19 protein-coding genes and 1 pseudogene are annotated in these 19560 nt (G+C 68.7%); 12 read left to right on the plus strand and 8 right to left on the minus strand.

What is annotated here, in order from left to right; translation table 11 throughout:
* Nucleotides 1-199 precede the first annotated feature (199 nt).
* From MOQ72_RS16270 to yhjD, 3 genes are all read left to right on the plus strand, one after another.
* Nucleotides 200-424 carry a hypothetical protein gene (locus MOQ72_RS16270; RefSeq protein WP_242184430.1) on the plus strand — a complete coding sequence of 75 codons (225 nt, stop codon included), beginning with the start codon at nt 200-202 and terminating at the stop codon, nt 422-424.
* Between the two features lie 63 nt (nt 425-487).
* Nucleotides 488-1531: a tryptophan--tRNA ligase gene (gene trpS, locus MOQ72_RS16275; protein WP_242184432.1), complete on the plus strand. Its 1044-nt coding sequence runs from the start codon at nt 488-490 to the stop codon at nt 1529-1531.
* 62 nt (nt 1532-1593) lie between these two features.
* The gene (yhjD, locus tag MOQ72_RS16280; RefSeq protein ID WP_242184433.1) at nt 1594-2616 is read left to right on the plus strand and encodes an inner membrane protein YhjD; all 1023 of its coding nucleotides are present in this window, start codon (nt 1594-1596) and stop codon (nt 2614-2616) included.
* 81 nt (nt 2617-2697) lie between these two features.
* Here yhjD and MOQ72_RS16285 read toward each other — a convergent pair whose 3' ends face one another.
* The gene (locus MOQ72_RS16285) at nt 2698-3177 is read right to left on the minus strand and encodes a MarR family winged helix-turn-helix transcriptional regulator (RefSeq protein WP_242184436.1); all 480 of its coding nucleotides are present in this window, start codon (nt 3175-3177) and stop codon (nt 2698-2700) included.
* 75 nt (nt 3178-3252) lie between these two features.
* Between MOQ72_RS16285 and MOQ72_RS16290 the strand changes: the two genes are divergently transcribed.
* Nucleotides 3253-4092: an alpha/beta fold hydrolase gene (locus MOQ72_RS16290; RefSeq protein WP_242184438.1), complete on the plus strand. Its 840-nt coding sequence runs from the start codon at nt 3253-3255 to the stop codon at nt 4090-4092.
* Between the two features lie 16 nt (nt 4093-4108).
* A pseudogene (locus MOQ72_RS16295) lies at nt 4109-4285 on the plus strand (inner membrane protein YhjD); the annotation flags it as partial.
* Between the two features lie 7 nt (nt 4286-4292).
* On the opposite strand, the gene MOQ72_RS16300 reads toward MOQ72_RS16295, so the two are convergent.
* The 3 genes from MOQ72_RS16300 to MOQ72_RS16310 all read right to left on the minus strand — a co-directional run bounded on the left by MOQ72_RS16300 (nt 4293) and on the right by MOQ72_RS16310 (nt 7715).
* Nucleotides 4293-4886, minus strand: a complete 594-nt coding sequence (locus MOQ72_RS16300) for a TetR/AcrR family transcriptional regulator (RefSeq protein ID WP_242184440.1) — start codon at nt 4884-4886, stop codon at nt 4293-4295.
* Entirely contained in the window at nt 4883-6361 is a 1479-nt protein-coding gene (locus MOQ72_RS16305; RefSeq protein WP_242184441.1) for an FAD-dependent monooxygenase, read from the minus strand. Before MOQ72_RS16305 ends, MOQ72_RS16300 begins: the two co-directional genes overlap by 4 nt.
* A gap of 79 nt (nt 6362-6440) precedes the next feature.
* Nucleotides 6441-7715 carry a D-alanyl-D-alanine carboxypeptidase family protein gene (locus MOQ72_RS16310; RefSeq protein WP_242184442.1) on the minus strand — a complete coding sequence of 425 codons (1275 nt, stop codon included), beginning with the start codon at nt 7713-7715 and terminating at the stop codon, nt 6441-6443.
* A gap of 91 nt (nt 7716-7806) precedes the next feature.
* On the opposite strand from MOQ72_RS16310, the gene MOQ72_RS16315 reads away from it, so the two are divergent.
* Nucleotides 7807-8034: an SCO4848 family membrane protein gene (locus MOQ72_RS16315; RefSeq protein ID WP_242184443.1), complete on the plus strand. Its 228-nt coding sequence runs from the start codon at nt 7807-7809 to the stop codon at nt 8032-8034.
* 60 nt (nt 8035-8094) lie between these two features.
* Here the strand turns inward: MOQ72_RS16315 and MOQ72_RS16320 are convergent, their stop codons facing one another.
* The 4 genes from MOQ72_RS16320 to sdhC form a co-directional block, all read right to left on the minus strand.
* Nucleotides 8095-8880, minus strand: a complete 786-nt coding sequence (locus MOQ72_RS16320) for a succinate dehydrogenase iron-sulfur subunit (RefSeq protein WP_242184444.1) — start codon at nt 8878-8880, stop codon at nt 8095-8097.
* Entirely contained in the window at nt 8880-10667 is a 1788-nt protein-coding gene (sdhA, locus tag MOQ72_RS16325) for a succinate dehydrogenase flavoprotein subunit (RefSeq protein WP_242184452.1), read from the minus strand. The genes MOQ72_RS16320 and sdhA overlap by 1 nt, the downstream gene beginning before the upstream one ends.
* A gap of 72 nt (nt 10668-10739) precedes the next feature.
* Complete coding sequence (locus MOQ72_RS16330) at nt 10740-11159, minus strand: succinate dehydrogenase hydrophobic membrane anchor subunit (RefSeq protein ID WP_242184453.1); 420 nt, start codon at nt 11157-11159, stop codon at nt 10740-10742.
* Between the two features lies 1 nt (nt 11160).
* On the minus strand, nt 11161-11595 hold the full coding sequence (sdhC, locus tag MOQ72_RS16335; RefSeq protein ID WP_242184454.1) for a succinate dehydrogenase, cytochrome b556 subunit: 435 nt from the start codon (nt 11593-11595) through the stop codon (nt 11161-11163).
* 441 nt (nt 11596-12036) lie between these two features.
* On the opposite strand from sdhC, the gene MOQ72_RS16340 reads away from it, so the two are divergent.
* From MOQ72_RS16340 to MOQ72_RS16365, 6 genes are all read left to right on the plus strand, one after another.
* Nucleotides 12037-13209 carry a BMP family lipoprotein gene (locus MOQ72_RS16340; protein WP_242184455.1) on the plus strand — a complete coding sequence of 391 codons (1173 nt, stop codon included), beginning with the start codon at nt 12037-12039 and terminating at the stop codon, nt 13207-13209.
* A gap of 169 nt (nt 13210-13378) precedes the next feature.
* On the plus strand, nt 13379-14929 hold the full coding sequence (locus MOQ72_RS16345; RefSeq protein WP_242184456.1) for an ABC transporter ATP-binding protein: 1551 nt from the start codon (nt 13379-13381) through the stop codon (nt 14927-14929).
* A gap of 67 nt (nt 14930-14996) precedes the next feature.
* Nucleotides 14997-16091 carry an ABC transporter permease gene (locus MOQ72_RS16350; protein WP_242184458.1) on the plus strand — a complete coding sequence of 365 codons (1095 nt, stop codon included), beginning with the start codon at nt 14997-14999 and terminating at the stop codon, nt 16089-16091.
* 172 nt (nt 16092-16263) lie between these two features.
* On the plus strand, nt 16264-17529 hold the full coding sequence (locus tag MOQ72_RS16355) for an ABC transporter permease (RefSeq protein ID WP_242184460.1): 1266 nt from the start codon (nt 16264-16266) through the stop codon (nt 17527-17529).
* 226 nt (nt 17530-17755) lie between these two features.
* Nucleotides 17756-18133: a cytidine deaminase gene (locus tag MOQ72_RS16360; RefSeq protein ID WP_242184461.1), complete on the plus strand. Its 378-nt coding sequence runs from the start codon at nt 17756-17758 to the stop codon at nt 18131-18133.
* A gap of 109 nt (nt 18134-18242) precedes the next feature.
* Nucleotides 18243-19544 (plus strand): thymidine phosphorylase, encoded by a 1302-nt coding sequence (locus MOQ72_RS16365; protein ID WP_242184463.1) that lies wholly within the window; start codon nt 18243-18245, stop codon nt 19542-19544.
* The last annotated feature ends 16 nt before the right edge of the window (nt 19545-19560 follow it).

Genomic DNA, 19560 nt, shown 5'->3' on the forward strand with positions numbered 1-19560 from the left:
CGATCAGTTCACCGCGGGACCCGCTGAAAACCGTTGTGGGACGGAAAATATGATCATTTAGTCGTGGCCGGTTTACGCAAAGCGACCACGTCTGTAACGGGTGGTCGGTACGGTCCGTCACCGGACTCAAACGAGTAGGTGGCCCGAAAGGGTCAACTGTCGTAGGGAGGCAACGCTCGTGCGTAGCCGAATATCTCGCGTGGTCACGCGAGTTTCCGCGTTGGGCGCCGTGGTCACCGCAGTGCTCTTGGCGACCGCGAGCGGCGCCAGCGCCGCCGGGTCGGCCATCCTCGCGGAGCCCGGCCCGCTGGACAGGCTCAGCGCGCCGGTCGGTCTCACCGCGGTCGGACTCGGGTTGGTCGGGATGCTCGCGGGCGTGTTCCGGAAGAAGAAAGTGCAGCCGGAGAACCAGCGCAAGAGCTGATTCTGGCCGCGAACCGGTGACCTCGCCCCGGCCGCGCGCCGCGGCACTTGCGAGAATCAACCCGTGAGCAGCGACAGTCCCGCACCCCAGAACAGCGACCAGCCCGCGGCACGGCCGCGCGTGCTCTCCGGCATCCAGCCAACCGCCGACTCGTTCCACCTCGGCAACTACCTGGGCGCCCTGCAGGAGTGGGTCGCCATGCAGGCCGACCACGACGCCTTCTACTGCGTCGTCGACCTGCACGCCATCACCGTGGCGCAGGACCCGGAGCTGTTGCGTCAGCGCACCCGGCTCTCCGCCGCCCAGCTGCTGGCCATCGGCATCGACCCCGACCGCTCGACGCTGTTCGTGCAGAGCCACGTCCCGGAGCACGCCCAGCTCAGCTGGGTGCTGGAGTGCCTGACCGGCTTCGGCGAGGCCGGTCGGATGACCCAGTTCAAGGACAAGTCCGCCCGCCAGGAGGCCGACCACGTCAGCGTCGGCCTGTTCACCTACCCGGTGCTGCAGGCCGCGGACATCCTGCTCTACCAGGCGGACGCGGTCCCCGTCGGCGAGGACCAGCGCCAACACCTGGAGCTCACCCGCAACCTGGCGCAGCGGTTCAACTCCCGCTTCGGCAACACCTTCACGGTGCCCGCGGCGCACATCCCCAAGGAGACCGCCAAGATCTACGACCTGCAGGACCCGACCGCGAAGATGAGCAAGTCGGTGCCCGCCGGGGTGGTCGAGCTGCTGGAGGAGCCGAAGCGTTCGGCGAAGAAGATCCGCTCCGCGGTCACCGACCTGGAGCGCGAGATCCGCTACGACGTCGAGAACAAGCCGGGCATCAGCAACCTGCTGGTGATCTACTCCGCGCTGACCGGCAAGAGCATCGCCGAGCTGGAGGCGGCCTACCAGGGCAAGGGGTACGGCGACCTGAAGAAGGACCTCGGCGAGGTCGTGGTCGAGTTCGTCACCCCGTTCCAGGAGAAGGTCCGCGGCTACCTCGACGACCCGGCCGAGCTGGACAAGGTCCTGCACCGGGGCGCCGAGCGGGCACGCTCGGTCGCCGCGGAAACGCTGCGCACGGTCTTCGATCGGGTGGGCTTCCTGCCGCCGATGGGCTGAGCTGATCAACTGCGGGTAGCCTGCCACCGTTCGGCGGATGCCGTTCCGGCGGGAGGTGCATCGTGGCAGGTCAGAAGCAGGATGCGAAGCCGAGCCGAATGGCCCTGCTGCGCCGCCGGTACGAATGGCTGGACCGGCTCATCCGCGCGTTCGAGCGATACCAGAGCCGGTACGGCGACTACTACGCCGCCGCGATCACGTACTTCAGCGTGCTCGCGATGGTGCCGCTGCTGATGATCGCCTTCGCGGCGGCCGGGTTCGTGCTGCGCGGCGACCCGGCGCTGTTGGACCAGTTGCGGACCTCGATCACCTCGGCGGTGCCGAGCCCGGCGATGAGCGACATGCTCAACCGGGTCGTCGACCAGGCGATCGGCCAGGCCGGGGCGGTCGGGGTGATCGGTCTGCTCGCGGCCCTGTACTCCGGGCTCGGCTGGATGACGAACCTGCGGGAAGCGCTGACCGCGCAGTGGACGCAGGAGGCCGCCAAGCAGTCGATGGTCCGGCGGATGGCCTCCGACCTGGTGTCGCTGATCGGGCTCGGGGTGGCGCTGGCGGTCTCGTTCGGCATCAGCGCCATCGGCGGCGGGGTCGGGCAGCGGCTGTTCGAACTGATCGGGATCGAGCACACGCCAGCGGCGGGGTTCGTGCTGCGGGCGCTGTCGATCGTGCTGTCGCTGACGGCGAGCTGGCTGGTGTTCCTGTGGGTGCTGGCGCGCTTGCCGCGCAAACCCGTGACGCTGCGCAGCGCGGTGTGGGGCGCGTTGTTCGCCGCGATCGGGTTCGAGGTGCTCAAGCAGGTCGCGGTGATCTACCTGAATTCCGTCACCAGTTCGCCAGCCGGTGTGGCGTTCGGCCCGATCCTCGGCCTGCTGGTGTTCGCGAACCTGACCTCGCGGTTCATCCTGTTCGTCACCGCGTGGACCGCGTCGGCGCGGGAGAACCTGGAGCTGGCGGTGCCGCCACCGCCCGGCCCGGCGATCATCCGCCCGGTCATCGAGGTGCGGAACCGGATCGGGGTGCGCACCTCGGCGGGCCTGGTCGGCCTCGGTGCGGTCGCGGGCTGGGCCTGGCGCCGCAAGCGCTGACCGCCGTTCGCGCGGCCCGAGACCTGCGGTCGGTGTTCAGGGGAAACCGCCGAGCGAGCGGGCCGGGAGCGGAGCGTCTCGTCACCGACCGGTGGGGCCGTCCTGTCGATCTTGCCGTTCGGCGACGGCAGCGTCGCGCATCACCAGCAGGAAGCGCCGCACCGTAGCCAGTTCCGTTTCGTCGAAGGAGCGCATCGCCGCAATCATCTCGTTGATCAGGGGTCCGAAGAAGGACCAGCCCAGGTCGACGGCCTTGTCCTCTACGATCAGCAGCACTCGGCGGCGGTCGCGGGTATCCGGCGCGCGGCGGACCAGCCCCAGTCGCTCCAGTCGGTCGATCAGCGCAGTGGTCGATGCCGAGTTCACGCCCATCTGCGTGCCGAGCCATCCAGGTGTGGCGGTCACACCCGCCCGACCTGCATCCAGCAGGTGGATCAGCGCACGCACATCCGTGGGATGCAGCCCGTTGCCGTCGGCGAACTCGGCGGCGAAGCGATCGAGTTCCACCGTGACTTCCCGCAGCAGATGGACCAGTTGAAGCGCCGGGTCTTGGTCGTCCACATGCCCCTCCGGACAATATTATCTCGGCAGTCGAGATTATCGACGATCGAGAAATCTTATCGGACAGGGGTAGCCATGGGTGACGACGAGGAGTTCTTCGCGGCGTACGACGCAGTCCTGCGGCGGTGGCCTGACGATGTCAGTTGCGTCGACTTGCAGTCCGCCTACGGCACCACCCGGGTCCAAATCTGCGGCCCTGAAGACGGCGTTCCGCTCGTGCTGCTCCCGGGCGGTGGGACCACCTCGATGGTGTGGTTCGGCAATGTCGCCGACTTCGCTCGCGCCCACCGGGTTTACGCCGTCGACCTGATGGGAGACGTCGGCCGCAGCGTCCACGACGGGGCGCCGCTGCGCGGTGTCGCGGACCTGATGGCGTGGCTGGACACCTTTTACGACGCGCTGGGGCTGGACGCAGCTCAGCTGTGCGGCCATTCCTACGGAGCCTGGATCGCGCTGAACTACGCACTGCACGCGCCCCGGCGGGTCAGCAGGCTCGCGCTGCTCGATCCCACCAACTGCTTTGCTGGCATGCGGCTCCGATATCTCCTGCACGCGGTGCCGCTGCTGCTGAAACGCACTGCCGAGGGTGAGCGCGCCTTCCACCAGTGGGAAACCGGCGGTGCCACCGAGGATCCGGTGTGGCAGGGGTTCCTGGACGAAGCAGCCGACGCCCGGCGGTCGAAGGTCGTCGCGATGCGACGCCCCAAGGCAGCGGATCTGCGGACCTGCAACATCCCGACCCTCGTGCTGCTTGCCGAGCGCAGCCGGGCGCACGACGTGCAACGTGTGAGCGCTGGCGCCCGCCGACTCCTGCCCGACGTGACTGTCACCACCCTGCTGGATGCCTCCCACCATTCCCTTCCGACCGAACGGCCAGCGGAACTGAACCGCCTGTTGACGGAGTTCCTGGCCTGAGCGTCGCGCGGCGAGCTGGTCGGTGTTCCGGTGGGTGCTGGTGCGTTTGCCGCGCAAATCCGTGACGCTGCGCAGTGCGGTGTGGGGTGCGCTGTTCGCCGCGATCGGGTTCGAGAGCCTCAAGCAGGTCGCCGTGATCTACCTGAACTCCGTCGCCAGCTCGCGGGCCGGGGCCTGGCGCCGCAAGCGCTGACCGCCGCTCAGGCGAGCAGTCCGATCGCGCGGTAGAGGGATTCGAGGTACCGGCGGGCCGCGGTGGCGTCCAGCGGTTCCGGTTGCAGCAGCCGGAAGAGCATCCCGCCGACCATCATGTCGATGAGCACGTCCCGGTCGGCGTCGGCGGCGACCGTCCCATCGGCCTGCGCGCGTTCCAACAGCGCGCGGGCGAGGCGCCGCCGTGGCGCGACGTAGCTCTCCCAGTAGCTCGCCAACAGCTCCGGATGGCTGACGCTGGAACCGAAGACGCGTGCGACCATCGCGCGAAGCCGCGGGTCGGCGACCGCTTCGGCGAGTCCGGGCAGCGCGCGCTCGACCAGTTCGGTCACCGGTAAGTCGAGGTAATCCGCTGGCGAGGGCTCGGGAATCTCGTCCCGCGCGAACTCGATCGCGGCGGCGATCACGGCCTCCTTGGAGTCCCACCGCCGGTACACGGTGAGCTTGCCGACCCCGGCGCGTTTGGCGATTTGCTCGATGCTGGTGCCTTCGACCCCGCCTTCGATGAACAGCTCCAACGCGGCCTGCAGGATCGCCTTGTCGGCCTCGGGATCGCGTGGCCGTCCGCGCCGGTTGGTCATGTCGTCCGTCCGTTGCTCCGAAATTCGTCGAGCCACCGCGCCAGCGCGCGCTGGTCGGTCCCGCGCCAGGCGAGATGCGCGTCCGGCCGGATCAGCCAGCTCTCCTGCCGCGGCTGGTCCGGGGTCAGGTGCACGACATGTTCTCCCAGCGGCGCAAGGGTTTCCAGCCCAGTCGCGGTCGGTGCGAGCAACGCCCACTTGCCGCCGAGCTCGGTGTGCAGCCGGGTCGGCCGACCGCGGTCGTCCCGGCAGTCCAGATCGGGCACCCGATCGCCGGGGCGGGGCCGCGGTCCCTTCCCGGAGCCGAGCGGGCCCTTGCGGTAGGTGACCCACAGCTGCGACGCGATCCAGGTGACCCGCCGCTGCACGACCTTCAGGTTCACCAACGGGGTGATGAGCCGATCGCGCACGATCCGGGCCACGGGGCCGTCGGCCAGCATCAACTTGGTGTTCGCGGTGGTGTTGCGCACGACGTCCTCGGCCAGCGGTCGACGCTCCGCCTGGTAGGTGTCCAGCAGTGCGGCGTCGGCGCGCCCTTGCGCCACCAACGCGAGTTTCCAAGCCAGGTTCTCGGCGTCGCCGATGCCGGTGTTCATGCCCTGACCGCCGAACGGGCTGTGGATGTGCGCGGCATCGCCGACCAGCAGGACGCGTCCCTCGCGGTAGCGGTCGGCGAGTCGGCGGTGGATGCGGAAGGTCGAGGTCCAGGCCACGTCGCGGATCTTCGCGTCGGTCCGGCCGGTGCGCTCGGGCAGCAGTTGCTGGAGCTGGTCGACGACGTCCGGCTGCTCTCCGTCGGTCGGCCGGACGTCGGCCATCAGCCGCCACGTGTCGTTCTCGGCGCTGCGCATCGGCATCGCGAAGAACAGACCGTCCCGGTGGAACCAGCCGGACGAACCGGTGCGGTCCAGGTCCCAGTCCACGCGCACGTCGGCGAGCAACCACTGGTCGATGAGCGGGACACCGGGGAAGTCGATCCCGCTGAGCTTGCGGACCGTGGAGTGCGCGCCGTCGCAGCCCGCCAGGTAGTCGGCGTGCAACTCGCCGTCCTGGAGCGTCGCGGTGACGCCGTCGGGCTGCTGCGCCAGGCCGGTGAGCTCGCGGCCCCACTCGACGTTGCAGCCGAGCTCGGCGAGCCGCTGCCGCAGGACCGCTTCGATCTCCGCCTGCGACACCAGCAGCGCCGAGAGCTGCTTGCCCTCGATCTTCCCGAAGCTGACGGTGGCCAGCCGCTTGTCCGCGACGTAGTAGCTGATGCTGATGGCGTGCTGCGCGCGGTCCGACAGATCGCCGAGGGCGCCCAGCCGGTTCAGCACCTCGACGCCGCGACCGTGCAGGATGTTCGCCCGCGAGGTTGTCGCCGGTCCGGCGGCCTGGTCGATCACGCGCACCGGCACATCGTGTTCCCGGAGTCCGCAGGCCAGCGCCAGCCCGGCCGGTCCGGCACCCACTACCAGGACGTTCGTCGAGTCCATGGTCGCTCCAATTAATTAACGACACGGGTCCGTTAACTAATTGAACCACGCCGAGCGAGGCACTGGAAGCGGATTCGCGTCAGGGGTGGTCGTCTTCGTCCTGCTGGCGGCTCGCGGCGGCCAGCTTCGCGCGGCGTTGCCGACGCGCCAAGGCGACGATCGCGGCCGCGGCTGCCAACACGAGTACGGCCAGCGGGCCGCCAATCGTGCCGAACATCGACGAGCTCCGCGGCTGCCCGTCCTCGGGCGAGTTCGCCTGCGGCTCCGGCGAGCTGTCTACAGTGGATGGGCCGGGTGACGTGGTGACCAGTTCGCCGACCGGTTCGACGGCGCTGAGCCCGAACCCGTAGTCCAGCAGTTGCATGGCCTGCGCGGACAGCCGGATCGGCTGGTTCTCGCCGCGCATCAGCACCGCGACCAGCCGGTGCCCGCCGCGCTCCGCGGCGCCGATGAACGTGTGCCGGGCGTCGTCGGTGAATCCGGTCTTGCCGCCCAACCCGCCCGGATAGCCGAGCAGGACCTGGTTGTCGCTCCACACTTCCAGCGGCGGGCCACCCGGCGCGCCGGGCAGCAATGTGTTGTGGGTGCCGATGATCGCGGCGAACGCTGGCTCGTGCATCGCGGCGCGGAAGATCGCCGCCAGGTCGTAGGCCGAGGTGCTCATGCCCGGACCGTCCAAACCGGACGGTGTCGCGGTCCGGGTGTCCAGCGCGCCGAGCGAGGCGGCCACCGCGTTCATCTTGTCGACCGTGGCTTGCATCCCGCCCATCTTCATGGCGAGCGCGTGCGCGGCATCGTTGCCGGACTGCATGATCAGGCCGGTCAGCACCTGCTGCACGCTGTAGGTGACGCCGGGGCTGAGGCCGACCCGGCTGCCCTCCTGGTTCGCGTCGTCCTGGGTGGCCACGATCGTGTCATCCAGCCGCAGCGCGCGGAGCGCGGTGAGCGCGGTCAGCACCTTGATGGTGGACGCCGGACGGTGCCGGGCATGCGGATCCCGCGCCGCGAGCACCGCGCCGCTGTCGAGGTCGGCCAGCACCCAACTGGGGGCGCTGACCTCGCCGGGCGGCTGCGGCAGGCCAGGCGCGGTGATCACCCCGCACTCGGCCATCCGGTCACCGCCGACCGGGGTCTCCGGGACCGGCACCGGCGCGGGGACCGGCGCGCCAGGTGCGGGCACCTCCGAGGTGTCCACCGGAGGCGGCGGAGCGGCGTTGGGGCAGGCCGGGGGCGCCTGGGCCGCAGCGGTACCGCCGGTGGTCAGCGCGAGTCCGGCGACAAGTGCGCAAAGGGCCGCGCGTGAGGCGATTTTCGCGCGGAGCGGAGCGGCGGAACCGCGGGCACTCGAAGGCACACGCAGCAGGCTAACCAATCTCGCAGCGCAGCGGGGTTGGAACGACTACCCGGACAGGAGGGTGACCCGGATCGCAGCGGATACTGAAGACGTGACAGTTTCCCGTCGAGTTGCGTTGTTCTTGCTGGCCTTCGGCGTGTGGTCGTACCTGCTGTGGCCGAACTTCATGCGCAACATCTGGAACAGCGACCGCTCCTGGGCAGCCGGATCGCCGACGCCCTACCTGCTGGTCCACCTGGTGATAGCGGTGGTCTCCCTGGTCCTGGGCACGATCATCGGAGTGATCGGCTGGCGAGCCTACCGAGCCACCCGCCGCTGACCCGGCGACGGAGCGCAAAACGGCGCCCGTCCGGGGGCGGGCGCCGTTCCACGTCTGGGGTCAGCGGCGGCGGAACATGAGGGCTCGTTTGACCTCTTGGATCGCTTTGGTGACCTGGATTCCTCGTGGGCAGGCGTCCGTGCAGTTGAACGTCGTGCGGCAGCGCCACACGCCGTCCACGTCGTTGAGGATGTCCAGCCGCTCCTCGGCGCCCTCGTCCCGGCTGTCGAAGATGAACCGGTGCGCGTTGACGATCGCCGCCGGGCCGAAGTAGTTGCCGTCCGCCCAGTACACCGGGCACGACGTGGTGCACGCCGCGCACAGGATGCACTTGGTGGTGTCGTCGAACCGCGCCCGCTCGGCGACCGACTGGATGCGTTCCCGGGTCGGCTCGTTGCCGGTGGTCATCAGGTACGGCTTGACCGCCCGGTACGCCTCGAAGAACGGCTCCATGTCCACTACCAGGTCCTTCTCGACCGGCAGGCCCTTGATCGGCTCGATGGTCAGCGTGGTCTCGCCGCCCTTGGTCAGCAGGTCCTTCATCAGCACCTTGCAGGCCAGCCGGTTGACCCCGTTGATCCGCATCGCATCCGAACCGCAGACGCCGTGCGCGCAGGACCGGCGGAAGGTCAGCGTGCCGTCGACGTACCACTTGATGTAGTGCAGCAGGTTCAGCACGCGGTCCGACGGCAGCGCCGGAATGCGGTAGGACTCCCAGTGCAGGTCCTCGTCGACCTCCGGGTTGTACCGGAGGATCTTGACCGTGACCATCGTGGCGCCGTCCGGGATCGGCGGGGCGTCGTCCGGGAGTTCGGTGGTGTCGTTGTTCGTGGTGGCGGCGGTCATCAGTACTTACGCTCCATCGGCTGGTACCGGGTGACGACGACGGGCTTGTAGTCCAGGCGGATGTCGGCCTGGAATCCGGTCAACCCGAGCGGCGCGTTCGGGTCCTCGCGGTCGGGCAACACCTTGTACTGCATGCTGTGCCGCATGAAGTTGACGTCGTCCCGAGCGGTGTAGTCCTCGCGGGCGTGCCCGCCGCGGGACTCCTTGCGGGCCAGCGCGGCGTTGACCAGCGACTCGGCCAGGTCGAGCAGGAAGCCCAGCTCGATGGCCTCCAGCAGGTCGGAGTTGTACCGCTTGCCCTTGTCGTGCACGGAGATTCGGCCGTAGCGCTCCTTGAGCGCCTGCACGTCCGACAGCGCCGTCTTGAGGGTCTCCTCGGTGCGGTACACCGAAGCGTTGGCGTCCATCGTCTGCTGCAGTTCGGTGCGGATCGTGGCGACCCGCTCGCCGCCGTGCGCGGTGCGCAGGTGGTCGACCATGCCCTGCACGAGCTTGGTCGGCTCGTTGGGCAGCTCGACGTGGTTGTGGCTGTGCGCGTACTCGGCCGCGGCGATCCCGGCCCGGCGCCCGAACACGTTGATGTCCAGCAGCGAGTTGGTGCCCAGCCGGTTCGAGCCGTGCACCGAGACGCACGCGCATTCCCCGGCCGCGTAGAGGCCCGGGATGATGTGCTCGTTGTCCCGCAGCACCTCACCGACGATGTTGGTCGGGATGCCGCCCATCGCGTAGTGCGCGGTCGGGTAGACCGGCACCGGCTCCTTGGTGGGCTCGACACCCAGGTAGGTGCGGGAGAACTCCATGATGTCCGGGAGCTTCGCCTCAAGCAGCTCTTCGCCGAGGTGGGTGACGTCGAGCAGCACGTAGTCCTTGTTCGGACCCGCGCCGCGACCTTCCAACACCTCCAGGGCCATCGACCGGGCGACGATGTCGCGCGGCGCGAGGTCCTTGATCGTCGGTGCGTAGCGCTCCATGAACCGCTCGCCGTCGGCGTTGCGCAGGATGCCGCCCTCGCCGCGAACACCCTCGGTGATCAGGATGCCCAGCCCGGCCAGGCCGGTCGGGTGGAACTGGTAGAACTCCATGTCCTCCAGCGGCAGGCCCTTGCGGTAGATGATGCCCATCCCGTCACCGGTCAGGGTGTGCGCGTTGGACGTGGTCTTGAAGACCTTGCCGAAGCCGCCGGTGGCGAAGATGACCGACTTGGCCTGGAAGATGTGGATTTCGCCGGTCGCCAGCTCGTAGGCGATCGCGCCGGAGCAGACCTGCCCGTCCGGACCGTCGCTGAGCATGATGTCCAGGACGTAGAACTCGTTGAAGAACTCGACGCCGTGCTTGACGCAGTTCTGGTACAGGGTCTGCAGGATCATGTGGCCGGTGCGGTCCGCGGCGTAGCAGGCGCGGCGCACCGGGGCCTTGCCGTGGTCGCGGGTGTGGCCGCCGAACCGGCGCTGGTCGATCTTGCCTTCCGGGGTCCGGTTGAACGGCAGCCCCATCCGCTCCAGGTCCAGGACCGCGTCGATGGCTTCCTTCGCCATGATCTCGGCGGCGTCCTGGTCGACCAGGTAGTCACCGCCCTTGATGGTGTCGAAGGTGTGCCACTCCCAGTTGTCCTCTTCGACGTTGGCCAACGCCGCGCACATGCCGCCCTGGGCGGCCCCGGTGTGCGAACGGGTGGGGTAGAGCTTGGTCAACACGGCGGTGCGGGCGCGCTGCCCGGATTCGATCGCGGCACGCATCCCGGCGCCCCCGGCGCCGACGATGACCACGTCGTACTTGTGGAACTGCATGGTCGCCTCCTCGGGCTGTGGCGGGACCCGCGGTGGGGCGTCGATCTCGCCACGCTGTGGTCGTCTGCGGCGCTAGCCGATGTTCGGGTCGAAGGTGAAGATCACGAAGCTGCCCAGACCCACGGTGAGCACGACGGAGACGTACAGCAGCATCTTCAGCCAGAAGCGTGTGCCGTCTTTTCGGGAGTAGTCGTTGATGACGGTACGGAGCCCGTTACCGCCGTGCAGGCCAGCCAGCCAGAGCATGGTCAGGTCCCAGAACTGCCAGAACGGCGATGCCCAGCGACCGGCGACGAACGCGAAGTTGATCCGGTGCACGCCGCCGTCCAGGAACAGCATGATCAGCAGGTGGCCCAGCACCAGGAACAGCAGCACCACGCCGGACAGCCGCATGAACAACCAGCTGTAGAGCTCGAAGTTGTTGCGGCGCGCGGCGGGGCGGGACGGGGTGCGCGGCTTCTGCACGGAAAGCGGTGCGTCGGTGACGGTCATCTCAACCCCCGAAAACTTGCGCGACCGCGCGGCTGATCAGGCTGATCGCCGCCGGGATGATCAACACCAGCCACAGCACCACGACCGTCCACAGCATGGGCTTCTGGTACTTCGTGCCGTTGGCCCAGAAGTCGACCAGCATGACCCGGATGCCGTTGAACGCGTGGAACAGCACAGCCGCCAGCAGGCCCAGCTCGAACAGGATCATCAGCGGCTGCTTGTAGGTGTCGATGACCGTGTCGTAGGCGTTCGGCGAAACCCGGACCAAGGCGGTGTCCAGGACGTGTACGAACAAGAAGAAGAAGGTGAGTACGCCCGTGATCCGGTGGGCAACCCACGACCACATGCCCAGGTCGCCGCGGTAGAGGCGGCCCTTAGCGCGCGGTGCGGTGACGCGCTGCGGTGCCCCGGTCGCGGAGGCGGTGGTGCTGGCCATGGTGAAGGGCCTCCAACCTCGCTGGTGGACTGACGGCCCCGTTCGGGAACAGAGGGCGACCGGCCCCGAGTTGCAGTTGTCCCAATCGACATTGGGTGCACGCCCGTCACCGGCCACGAACTGGGGCCTTGACGTCTCGGATGCTAGACCCGACTAATCGACCGGGCCTACTCGCCTGAGCTCTCTGTGATCGACCAGACAAGCCCCCAGCCTCGGTTGATCGATGTAGAAATCATTTCGTGACACGCGAGCAATGCACAAGCAGCAGCGTCAAGACTTAATTTCGAGAGCCACGTCACCGAATGGCGTGCGCCGTGCACTGGAAGAACAATTCACCAGGGGCGACCCCTTCGTGTGGAGTTCTTCCGGCTTCGCGGACTTCCGGCCAACCGGGAGCGCGGCCGGGGGGCACGGCGTGAGGAGACAGGAAAGGGGAACGGCATGCGGCGAACGCCGATATGGGGAAGGCGCTCGGGTGCCGGACGATCGCGCCGCAATGGCGCCGCAGTGGTCGCTGTGCTGCTCACCGGCGCTTTGGCGCTGGCCGGGTGCGCGAAGGACAGCGGGGACGGCGGAACCAACACCGCCCAGGGGCAGGGCTGCCAGCTGAGCGCCCCGCCAGCTGGGGCTGTGGCACCGACCACTGCGGCCACCCAGCAGCAGCCGCCGCCGAACGCGGGCGCGATGCGGGTCGGGCTGGCCTTCGACATCGGTGGGCGCGGGGATGCCTCGTTCAACGACGCCTCGGTGGCCGGTGTGGACCGCGCCAAGGCGGAGATGGGCTTGGCCGACACCAAGGAGCTCGACGCGGGGGCCGGTGAGCCGGAAGACGCCAAGCAGACCCGGCTGCGGCAGCTGGCGCGGGAGGGCTACAACCCGGTGATCGCCGTCGGCTACGCCTACGCCGACGCGCTCAAGATCGTCGCGCCGGAGTTCCCCGGCACCAGGTTCGCGATCATCGACGAGACCATCGAGGGCATGCCCAACGTCACCTCGCTGGTGTTCGCCGAGGAGCAGGGCTCGTTCCTGGTCGGCGTGATCGCCGCGCACCGGTCGAAGAACTGCCACATCGGCTTCGTCGGCGGGGTGAACACCCCGTTGATCCAGAAGTTCGAGGCTGGATTCGTCGCGGGCGCCAGGGCCGCCGCACCGGACATCAAGATCGAGCGCAAGTACCTCACGCCAGCCGGTGACTTCAGCGGCTTCCAGGACCCCAACAAGGGCTCGGAGGTCGCGACCGGCCAGCTGGAGGCGGGCGCCGATGTGATCTACCACGCGGCGGGCGCGTCCGGTAAGGGCGTGTTCGCGTCGGTGCAGTCGGCGAACGCGCAGGCGATCGGGGTCGACTCCGACCAGTACAACCAGCCGACCGTGGCCGAGTACAAGGACGTGATCGTCAGCTCCATGCTCAAGCGGGTGGACCTCGCGGTGTACGACTACATCGCCGCGGTCGCGCGCAACGACCTGAGCACGGTGCCGAAGAAGTTCGACCTGTCCATCGACGGTGTCGGCTACTCCACCTCGGGCGGCAAGATCACCGACCTGGTGCCCACGGTGGACGCCTACAAGGCGGCCATCGCCCGCAACGAGATCCAGGTGTCCGACAAGCCGTGACAATTGAGGTGAAGGGCACCTTCGACCGGCTAACTCGGTCGAAGGTGTCCTTCACTCATCACCCGATCAAGTGGCGGTTTCGCGCCAAGATCGTCACATTTGGACGGAAACTGTCCAATGTTGAGCACCCATCTGGTTCGCTTCCGGTGTCGACCTCCCACGGAGCCCCATGAACACCTCCACTGCGCCGGATTCCGGCCGTCCACCCGGCGCTGCCGGGCCCCGGGCCGTTGAGCTGACCGGCATCACCAAGACCTTCCCCGGCGTGGTCGCCAATTCCGACGTGAACCTCTCGGTGCGCTCCGGGGAGGTGCACGCGCTGTGCGGCGAGAACGGTGCTGGCAAGTCCACCCTGATGAAGATCCTGTACGGGATGCAGGCCCCGGACTCCGGCACCATCCGGGTGCGCGGCGACCAGGTGCGGTTCCGCTCCCCGGCCGAGGCGATCCGGGCTGGTATCGGCATGGTGCACCAGCACTTCATGCTCGCCGACAACCTCACCGTGCTGGAGAACATCGTGCTCGGCGCGGAAGGCGAGCACGGCATCGGTGCGCGGGCGCGGCGGCGGGTGCTCGCGCTCGCCGAGCAGGCCGGTTTCGAGGTGCGCCCGGACGTGCTGGTCGAACGGCTTGGGGTGGCCGATCGGCAGCGGGTGGAAATCCTCAAGGTGCTCTACCGGGGCGCGCGGATCATCATCCTCGACGAGCCCACCGCGGTGCTGGTCCCGCAGGAGGTGGACGAGCTGTTCGCGACCCTGCGAACCATGCGCGAGCAGGGCTTCACGTTCCTTTTCATCTCGCACAAGCTCGACGAGGTGCGGGCCATCGCCGACACCATCACCGTCCTGCGGCGTGGCACCACGGTCGGCACCGTGGCCGCGACCGCGGTCAGCAGTCATCGACTGGCCGAGATGATGGTCGGCAGTGAGCTGCCGGTGCCTGAGCACGGCGCGTCCACTGTGACCGATCGCGAGGTGCTGGCCGTCTCCGGACTGTCCGCATCGGAACAGGATCGGATGGTGCTCGCGGACATCGACCTGGCCGTCCACGCGGGCGAGGTCGTCGGCATCGCCGGGGTGGAAGGCAACGGCCAGACCGAGCTGGTCGAAGCGATCATGGGCATGCGCCCGGTGGACGCTGGTCGGATCGAGCTCGGGGAGCGCGACCTGACCGGCCTGTCCACCCTGGCCCGCCGGGCAGCGGGCATCGGCTACGTGCCGGAGGACCGGCACCGGCAGGGTCTGCTGCTGGACGAATCGTTGTGGTTCAACCGGATTCTCGGTCACCAGACCCGCCGCCCGGTGGCCCGCGGCCGCTGGCTGGACCGGCAGGGCGCGAAGGCCGACGCGCAGCGGATCGTCGAGCAGTTCGACGTCCGCACGCCGGGCATCGAGGTGGACGCGGCCGCGCTCTCCGGCGGCAACCAGCAGAAGCTCGTGGTCGGCCGGGAGCTGTCCGGCGATCCGGTGCTGCTCATCGCGGCGCACCCGACGCGGGGCGTGGACGTCGGAGCGCAGTCGGGCATCTGGGACCACCTGCGCGCCGCCCGCGCGGCGGGCCTGGCGGTCCTGCTGATCTCGGCCGATCTCGACGAGCTGATCGGGCTTTCGGACACCATCCGGGTGATGTACCGGGGGAGGTTGGTCGCGGCGGCCGATCCGCGCTCGGTGACCCCGCAGGAGCTCGGCGCAGCGATGACCGGCGCCCAGGAGGCTGTATGAGCCACGATTTCTTGCCCGCTCATGCAGCCGACCGGGTGCGGGTGCCCGGCGAGACGCAGGAGGCGGGATGAACACCTGGCGGGCACGGCTGTTGCCGCCTGCGCTGGCGATCGTCTTCTCGGCGGTGCTGTGCAGCGTGGTGCTGGTGATCTCCGGCGCGAATCCGATCGCGACGTTGGCGGAAATGGTCGCGCAGGTCGGGCGCGGCACCACCGCGGTGGACATCATCAACACCGCGGGCGCGTACTACCTGGTGGCGATCGCGGCGGCGATCGGGTTCCAGATGAACCTGCTGAACATCGGAATCGAGGGCCAGTACCGGCTGGCCGCGTGCGTGGCGGCGATCGTCGGCGGTTCGATCAGCCTGCCGTTCGGGCTGCAGGTCGTGGTGATCGTCGCGGTGGGTGCGGCCGTCGGCGCCGCGTGGTGCGGCATCGCGGCGGTGCTCAAGGTCTACCGCGGGGTGTCCGAGGTGATCTCCACGATCATGCTCAACACCCTGGCCATCGGCGTGGTCGCCTACCTGGTGGCGACCTTCGGTGAGATGCGCGGAAACACCCAGGGCACCCGCATCATCCCGGAGAGCGGCCAGGTGCCGGGCATCCCGCTGGGCAGCGCGGGCACCATCTTCGGGCTGGTGCTGCTCTCCGTCGTGGTCGGCGTCGGCTACGCGGTGCTGATCGACCGCACCCGGTACGGCTTCGAACTGCGCGCTTCCGGCCTGTCGCCGACCGCGGCAGCGGCTGGCGGGGTCAACTCCAAGCGCATGATCATGTCCGCCATGCTGCTCTCCGGCGCCATCGCCGGACTGGCGGGCCTGCCGGAAATCCTCGGCCGGGACCACACCGTCACGCTCAACTTCCCGACCGGCTACGGCTTCGCGGGGTTGGCGATCGCGCTGCTGGGCCGCAACCACCCGATCGGCGTGGCGTTCGGCGCGCTGCTGTGGTCCTTCCTGGACAAGAGCTCGTTGACGCTGGACAACATCGGGGTGCCCAAGGAGATCGTGACGATCTTGCAGGGCACCATCGTGCTGTCGGTGGTCGTGGCGTACGAGTTGGTGCGCCGCCGCGAGCTCGCCGCCGAGCAGCGGCGGGTCGGGCGTGCCCTGGGCACCGCGGCCACCCCGGCGGCCGCCGGAACCGGAGGTGAGAGGGCATGACACCCCCTGCCTCAACCGCAGTCCTCCCCAACCGCACCTCAGGGGAACGTGACGCGAACCAGCCACAGGAAACCACGAAAAGCGAGATTCGTGCTGGACGCCACCACCACTGCGAATCGCGGAGAGGCGGGACAGTGAATCGCGGAGAGGCGGAACTGGAGGCGGGCCAGTCATGACCGCGGTCGCGACCGAACCGGCGCCGACGGAGCGCAAGACCAGCGGTCCGGGCCGCCGAATGCCCGGCTGGGCCCGTGCCCTGCTGTGGGTGCTGGTCGCCTTCGTGGCGGTGTCGATCACCTCGTACCAGACGGGAGTGCCCCAGCTGACCTCGTCGGGCACGGTGCAGGCCGCGGTGCGGCTGGGCATCCCGATCTTGCTGGCCGCGCTCGGCGGGCTGTGGGCCGAGCGGGCCGGGGTCATCAACATCGGCCTGGAAGGCATGATGATCCTGGGCACCTGGGGCGGGGCCTGGGCGGGCTACCAGTGGGGACCGCTGGCCGGGCTGGTCGCGGCAGCGGTGTTCGGCGCGCTCGGCGGCTTGGTGCACGCGGTGGCGACCGTGAGCTTCGGGGTCAACCACATCGTGTCCGGGGTGGCCATCAACCTGCTCGGCGCGGGCGCCGCGAAGTACCTGTCCACGCTGCTGTTCGAGCCGATCTCGCAGAACCCGCGGGAATCACCGCCGGTGCCGAAGTTCGACACCTACTCGATGCAGCCGTTCGGCAGTTGGCTGGAGCAGTTGGAAGACCTGCAGCGGGTCGGGATCTCCGACCTGGCGGGCATCATCGGCGGCCTGATCACCGAGGTGTCGCCGCTGACCATGCTGGCCTACCTGCTGGTGCCGGTGAGCTACCTGGTGCTGTGGCGCTCGCCGTTCGGACTGCGCCTGCGGTCCTGCGGGGAGAACCCGGTCGCGGCGGAATCGCTGGGCGTCAAGGTCTACCGCTACAAGTACCTGGCCGTGATCATCTCCGGTGCGCTGGCCGGGCTCGGCGGTGCGGCGCTGATCCTCAACCCGGGCCAGGCGGGCTACCTGGAGAACCAGACGAACAACCGGGGTTACATCGGCCTGGCGGCGATGATCTTCGGCAACTGGCGGCCCGGCGGGCTGCTCGGTGGCGCGGCCCTGTTCGGCTACTCCGACGGCTTGCAGCTGCGCAGCGGCGAAACCAGCGTGCACGCGCTGTTCTACGCGGCGACGCTGGTGCTGGTGGCGGTGGTGATCCTGCAACTGTGGCGGCGCAACTGGTTCGCCGCTGGCATCGCCTTGCTCTTCGCGGCGGCGATGTACTCGGTGTACTGGTTCACCGACCAGTTGCCGGAAGAGATCACCGCCTACACGCCGCACCTGGTGACGCTGGTGGTCCTCGGCGCGGCATCGCAACGACTGAGACCACCTGCCGCGGACGGAGTACCTTACCGCCGAGGATCCGACTGAGTTTGATTCCAGGCTCGTTTTGCGTGGCGGTGCGGGTGGCGGAACCTCAGACGCCGTCTCGACTCCGGGATCACCGACATCATGTATGCCCAATACACCACGTCGAGGCTGCCCTCCCGAGACGACGTCTGAGAACCCGCGGCGGTGCAAGCGCCGTAGGTGGGCTAAGCGGCTTCGCCGCTTCAAAAGACAAGACCGAACCAACTTCGGAGTCGACTGACCAGTGATGTCCACAGTGGATTGGGGAGCGCTGCGGGCCGCGGCGGTGGAGGCTGCGGCGCTGGCGTACTGCCCGTACTCGAACCTCCAGGTGGGAGCTGCTGCGCTGTGCGATGACGGCCGGGTGGTCGTCGGCTGCAACGTGGAGAACGGTTCTTTCGGGCTGACCCTGTGCGCGGAGTGCACGATGGCGGGCCAACTGCGGCTGACCGGGGGCGGCCGGTTCGTCGCGGTGGCCTGCCGCAGTGCTGCGGACGAGCTGCTGATGCCCTGCGGTCGCTGCCGCCAACTGCTCCAAGAACTCGGCGGGCCGGACTGCCTCGTGGACACCCCGCGCGGAGTCCTCCCGATGCGCGAAGTCCTGCCTGACGCCTTCGAATTCTGACCTCCTGGCCTGGGGTTTTGCCAAGATCACTCGTTCGGGGTGTATCTGGTGGAGGGGTTCGTTCCTCTTTATTGGCGGGAAGTTCCTGCGAGCCTTGGAGGCGACGGCGATGCATTCCGCTGTTGATGTGATCCGCGCGAAGCGCGATGGCGAGCGGTTGACCAACGAGCAGATCGACTGGGTGATCGAGGCGTACACCCGTGGCGAGGTCGCCGAGGAACAGATGGCCGCGCTGGCGATGGCGGTCCTGCTGCGAGGCATGACTCCAGCGGAAACGGCGCGCTGGACAGCGGCGATGGTCGCTTCCGGCGAGACGTTGGTGCTCGACGGGATCCGAAAACCCACTGTGGACAAGCACTCCACCGGCGGCGTCGGCGACAAGATCACGTTGCCGTTGACGCCGCTGGTGGCCGCCTGCGGCGCGGCGGTACCGCAGCTGTCCGGGCGCGGGCTGGGCCATACCGGCGGCACGTTGGACAAGCTGGAGTCGATACCCGGCTGGCGAGCACGACTGTCCACCGCGGAGATCCGCGACCAGTTGCGCGATGTCGGCGCAGTGGTGTGCGCGGCGACCGAAGGGCTGGCCCCGGCAGACCGCAAGCTCTACGCCCTGCGCGACGTGACCGGCACGGTCGAGTCGATCCCGCTGATCGCCAGCTCGATCATGAGCAAGAAGATCGCCGAAGGCGTGCAATCCCTGGTGCTGGACGTCAAATGCGGCTCCGGTGCCTTCATGAAGGATCTCGACCAGGCTCGGCGGCTGGCCACCGCGCTGGTGGACATCGGGACTGCCAACGGATTGCGCACCAGTGCCCTGATCAGCGACATGTCGGTGCCACTGGGGCGAGCGGTCGGCAACGCGCTTGAGGTCTCGGAAGCCGTGGCGGTGCTGCGCGGTGGCGGGCCGCCGGACGTGGTGGAGCTGACGCTGGCGCTGGCCCGCGAAATGCTGGGCCACGCGGGTCTGTCCGATGTGGATCCGGCCGCGGCATTGGCCGACGGCCGGGCGTACGAGACGTGGTGCCGGATGATCGCTGCCCAAAGCGGTGACCCGGAGGCCGAGTTGCCCCGTGCCCAGCACGTCGAGGTCGTCACCGCATCGGAAACCGGGACGTTGGCGGAACTCGACGCGTACGCGGTCGGGGTGGCGGCCTGGCGCCTGGGTGCCGGACGGGTCCGCAAGGAGGACGACGTCCAGCATGCCGCTGGCGTGCTGTGCCTGGCCAAACCCGGCGATCAGGTGATGGCGGGTGAGCCGCTGCTGGAACTGCACACCGATCGCCCGGAAACGGTCGGAGGTGCGCTGGAAGCGCTCGCGGGCGGATACGCGATCAGCGGTGCCGACCGGAAGTCGACACCGCTGGTGCTGGATCGGGTGGTCGCGGACCGCCCGCCAGCCGGGCCACCTTGATGGGCCGCTGGCGGGC

This window comes from Saccharopolyspora soli (genome assembly GCF_022678645.1).
Classification (GTDB): Bacteria; Actinomycetota; Actinomycetes; order Mycobacteriales; family Pseudonocardiaceae; genus Saccharopolyspora; species Saccharopolyspora soli.

Excerpts from the sequence above, each read along its gene's own strand:
- MOQ72_RS16290 (WP_242184438.1), top strand. The coding sequence starts at position 3,253 with ATGGGTGACGACGAGGAGTTCTTCGCGGCGTACGACGCAGTCCTGCGG.
- MOQ72_RS16300 (WP_242184440.1), bottom strand. The coding sequence starts at position 4,886 with ATGACCAACCGGCGCGGACGGCCACGCGATCCCGAGGCCGACAAGGCG.
- MOQ72_RS16305 (WP_242184441.1), bottom strand. The coding sequence starts at position 6,361 with ATGGACTCGACGAACGTCCTGGTAGTGGGTGCCGGACCGGCCGGGCTG.
- MOQ72_RS16320 (WP_242184444.1), bottom strand. The coding sequence starts at position 8,880 with ATGACCGCCGCCACCACGAACAACGACACCACCGAACTCCCGGACGAC.
- sdhA (WP_242184452.1), bottom strand. The coding sequence starts at position 10,667 with ATGCAGTTCCACAAGTACGACGTGGTCATCGTCGGCGCCGGGGGCGCC.
- MOQ72_RS16330 (WP_242184453.1), bottom strand. The coding sequence starts at position 11,159 with ATGACCGTCACCGACGCACCGCTTTCCGTGCAGAAGCCGCGCACCCCG.
- sdhC (WP_242184454.1), bottom strand. The coding sequence starts at position 11,595 with ATGGCCAGCACCACCGCCTCCGCGACCGGGGCACCGCAGCGCGTCACC.
- MOQ72_RS16340 (WP_242184455.1), top strand. The coding sequence starts at position 12,037 with ATGCGGCGAACGCCGATATGGGGAAGGCGCTCGGGTGCCGGACGATCG.
- MOQ72_RS16345 (WP_242184456.1), top strand. The coding sequence starts at position 13,379 with ATGAACACCTCCACTGCGCCGGATTCCGGCCGTCCACCCGGCGCTGCC.
- MOQ72_RS16350 (WP_242184458.1), top strand. The coding sequence starts at position 14,997 with ATGAACACCTGGCGGGCACGGCTGTTGCCGCCTGCGCTGGCGATCGTC.
- MOQ72_RS16355 (WP_242184460.1), top strand. The coding sequence starts at position 16,264 with ATGACCGCGGTCGCGACCGAACCGGCGCCGACGGAGCGCAAGACCAGC.
- MOQ72_RS16360 (WP_242184461.1), top strand. The coding sequence starts at position 17,756 with ATGTCCACAGTGGATTGGGGAGCGCTGCGGGCCGCGGCGGTGGAGGCT.
- MOQ72_RS16365 (WP_242184463.1), top strand. The coding sequence starts at position 18,243 with ATGCATTCCGCTGTTGATGTGATCCGCGCGAAGCGCGATGGCGAGCGG.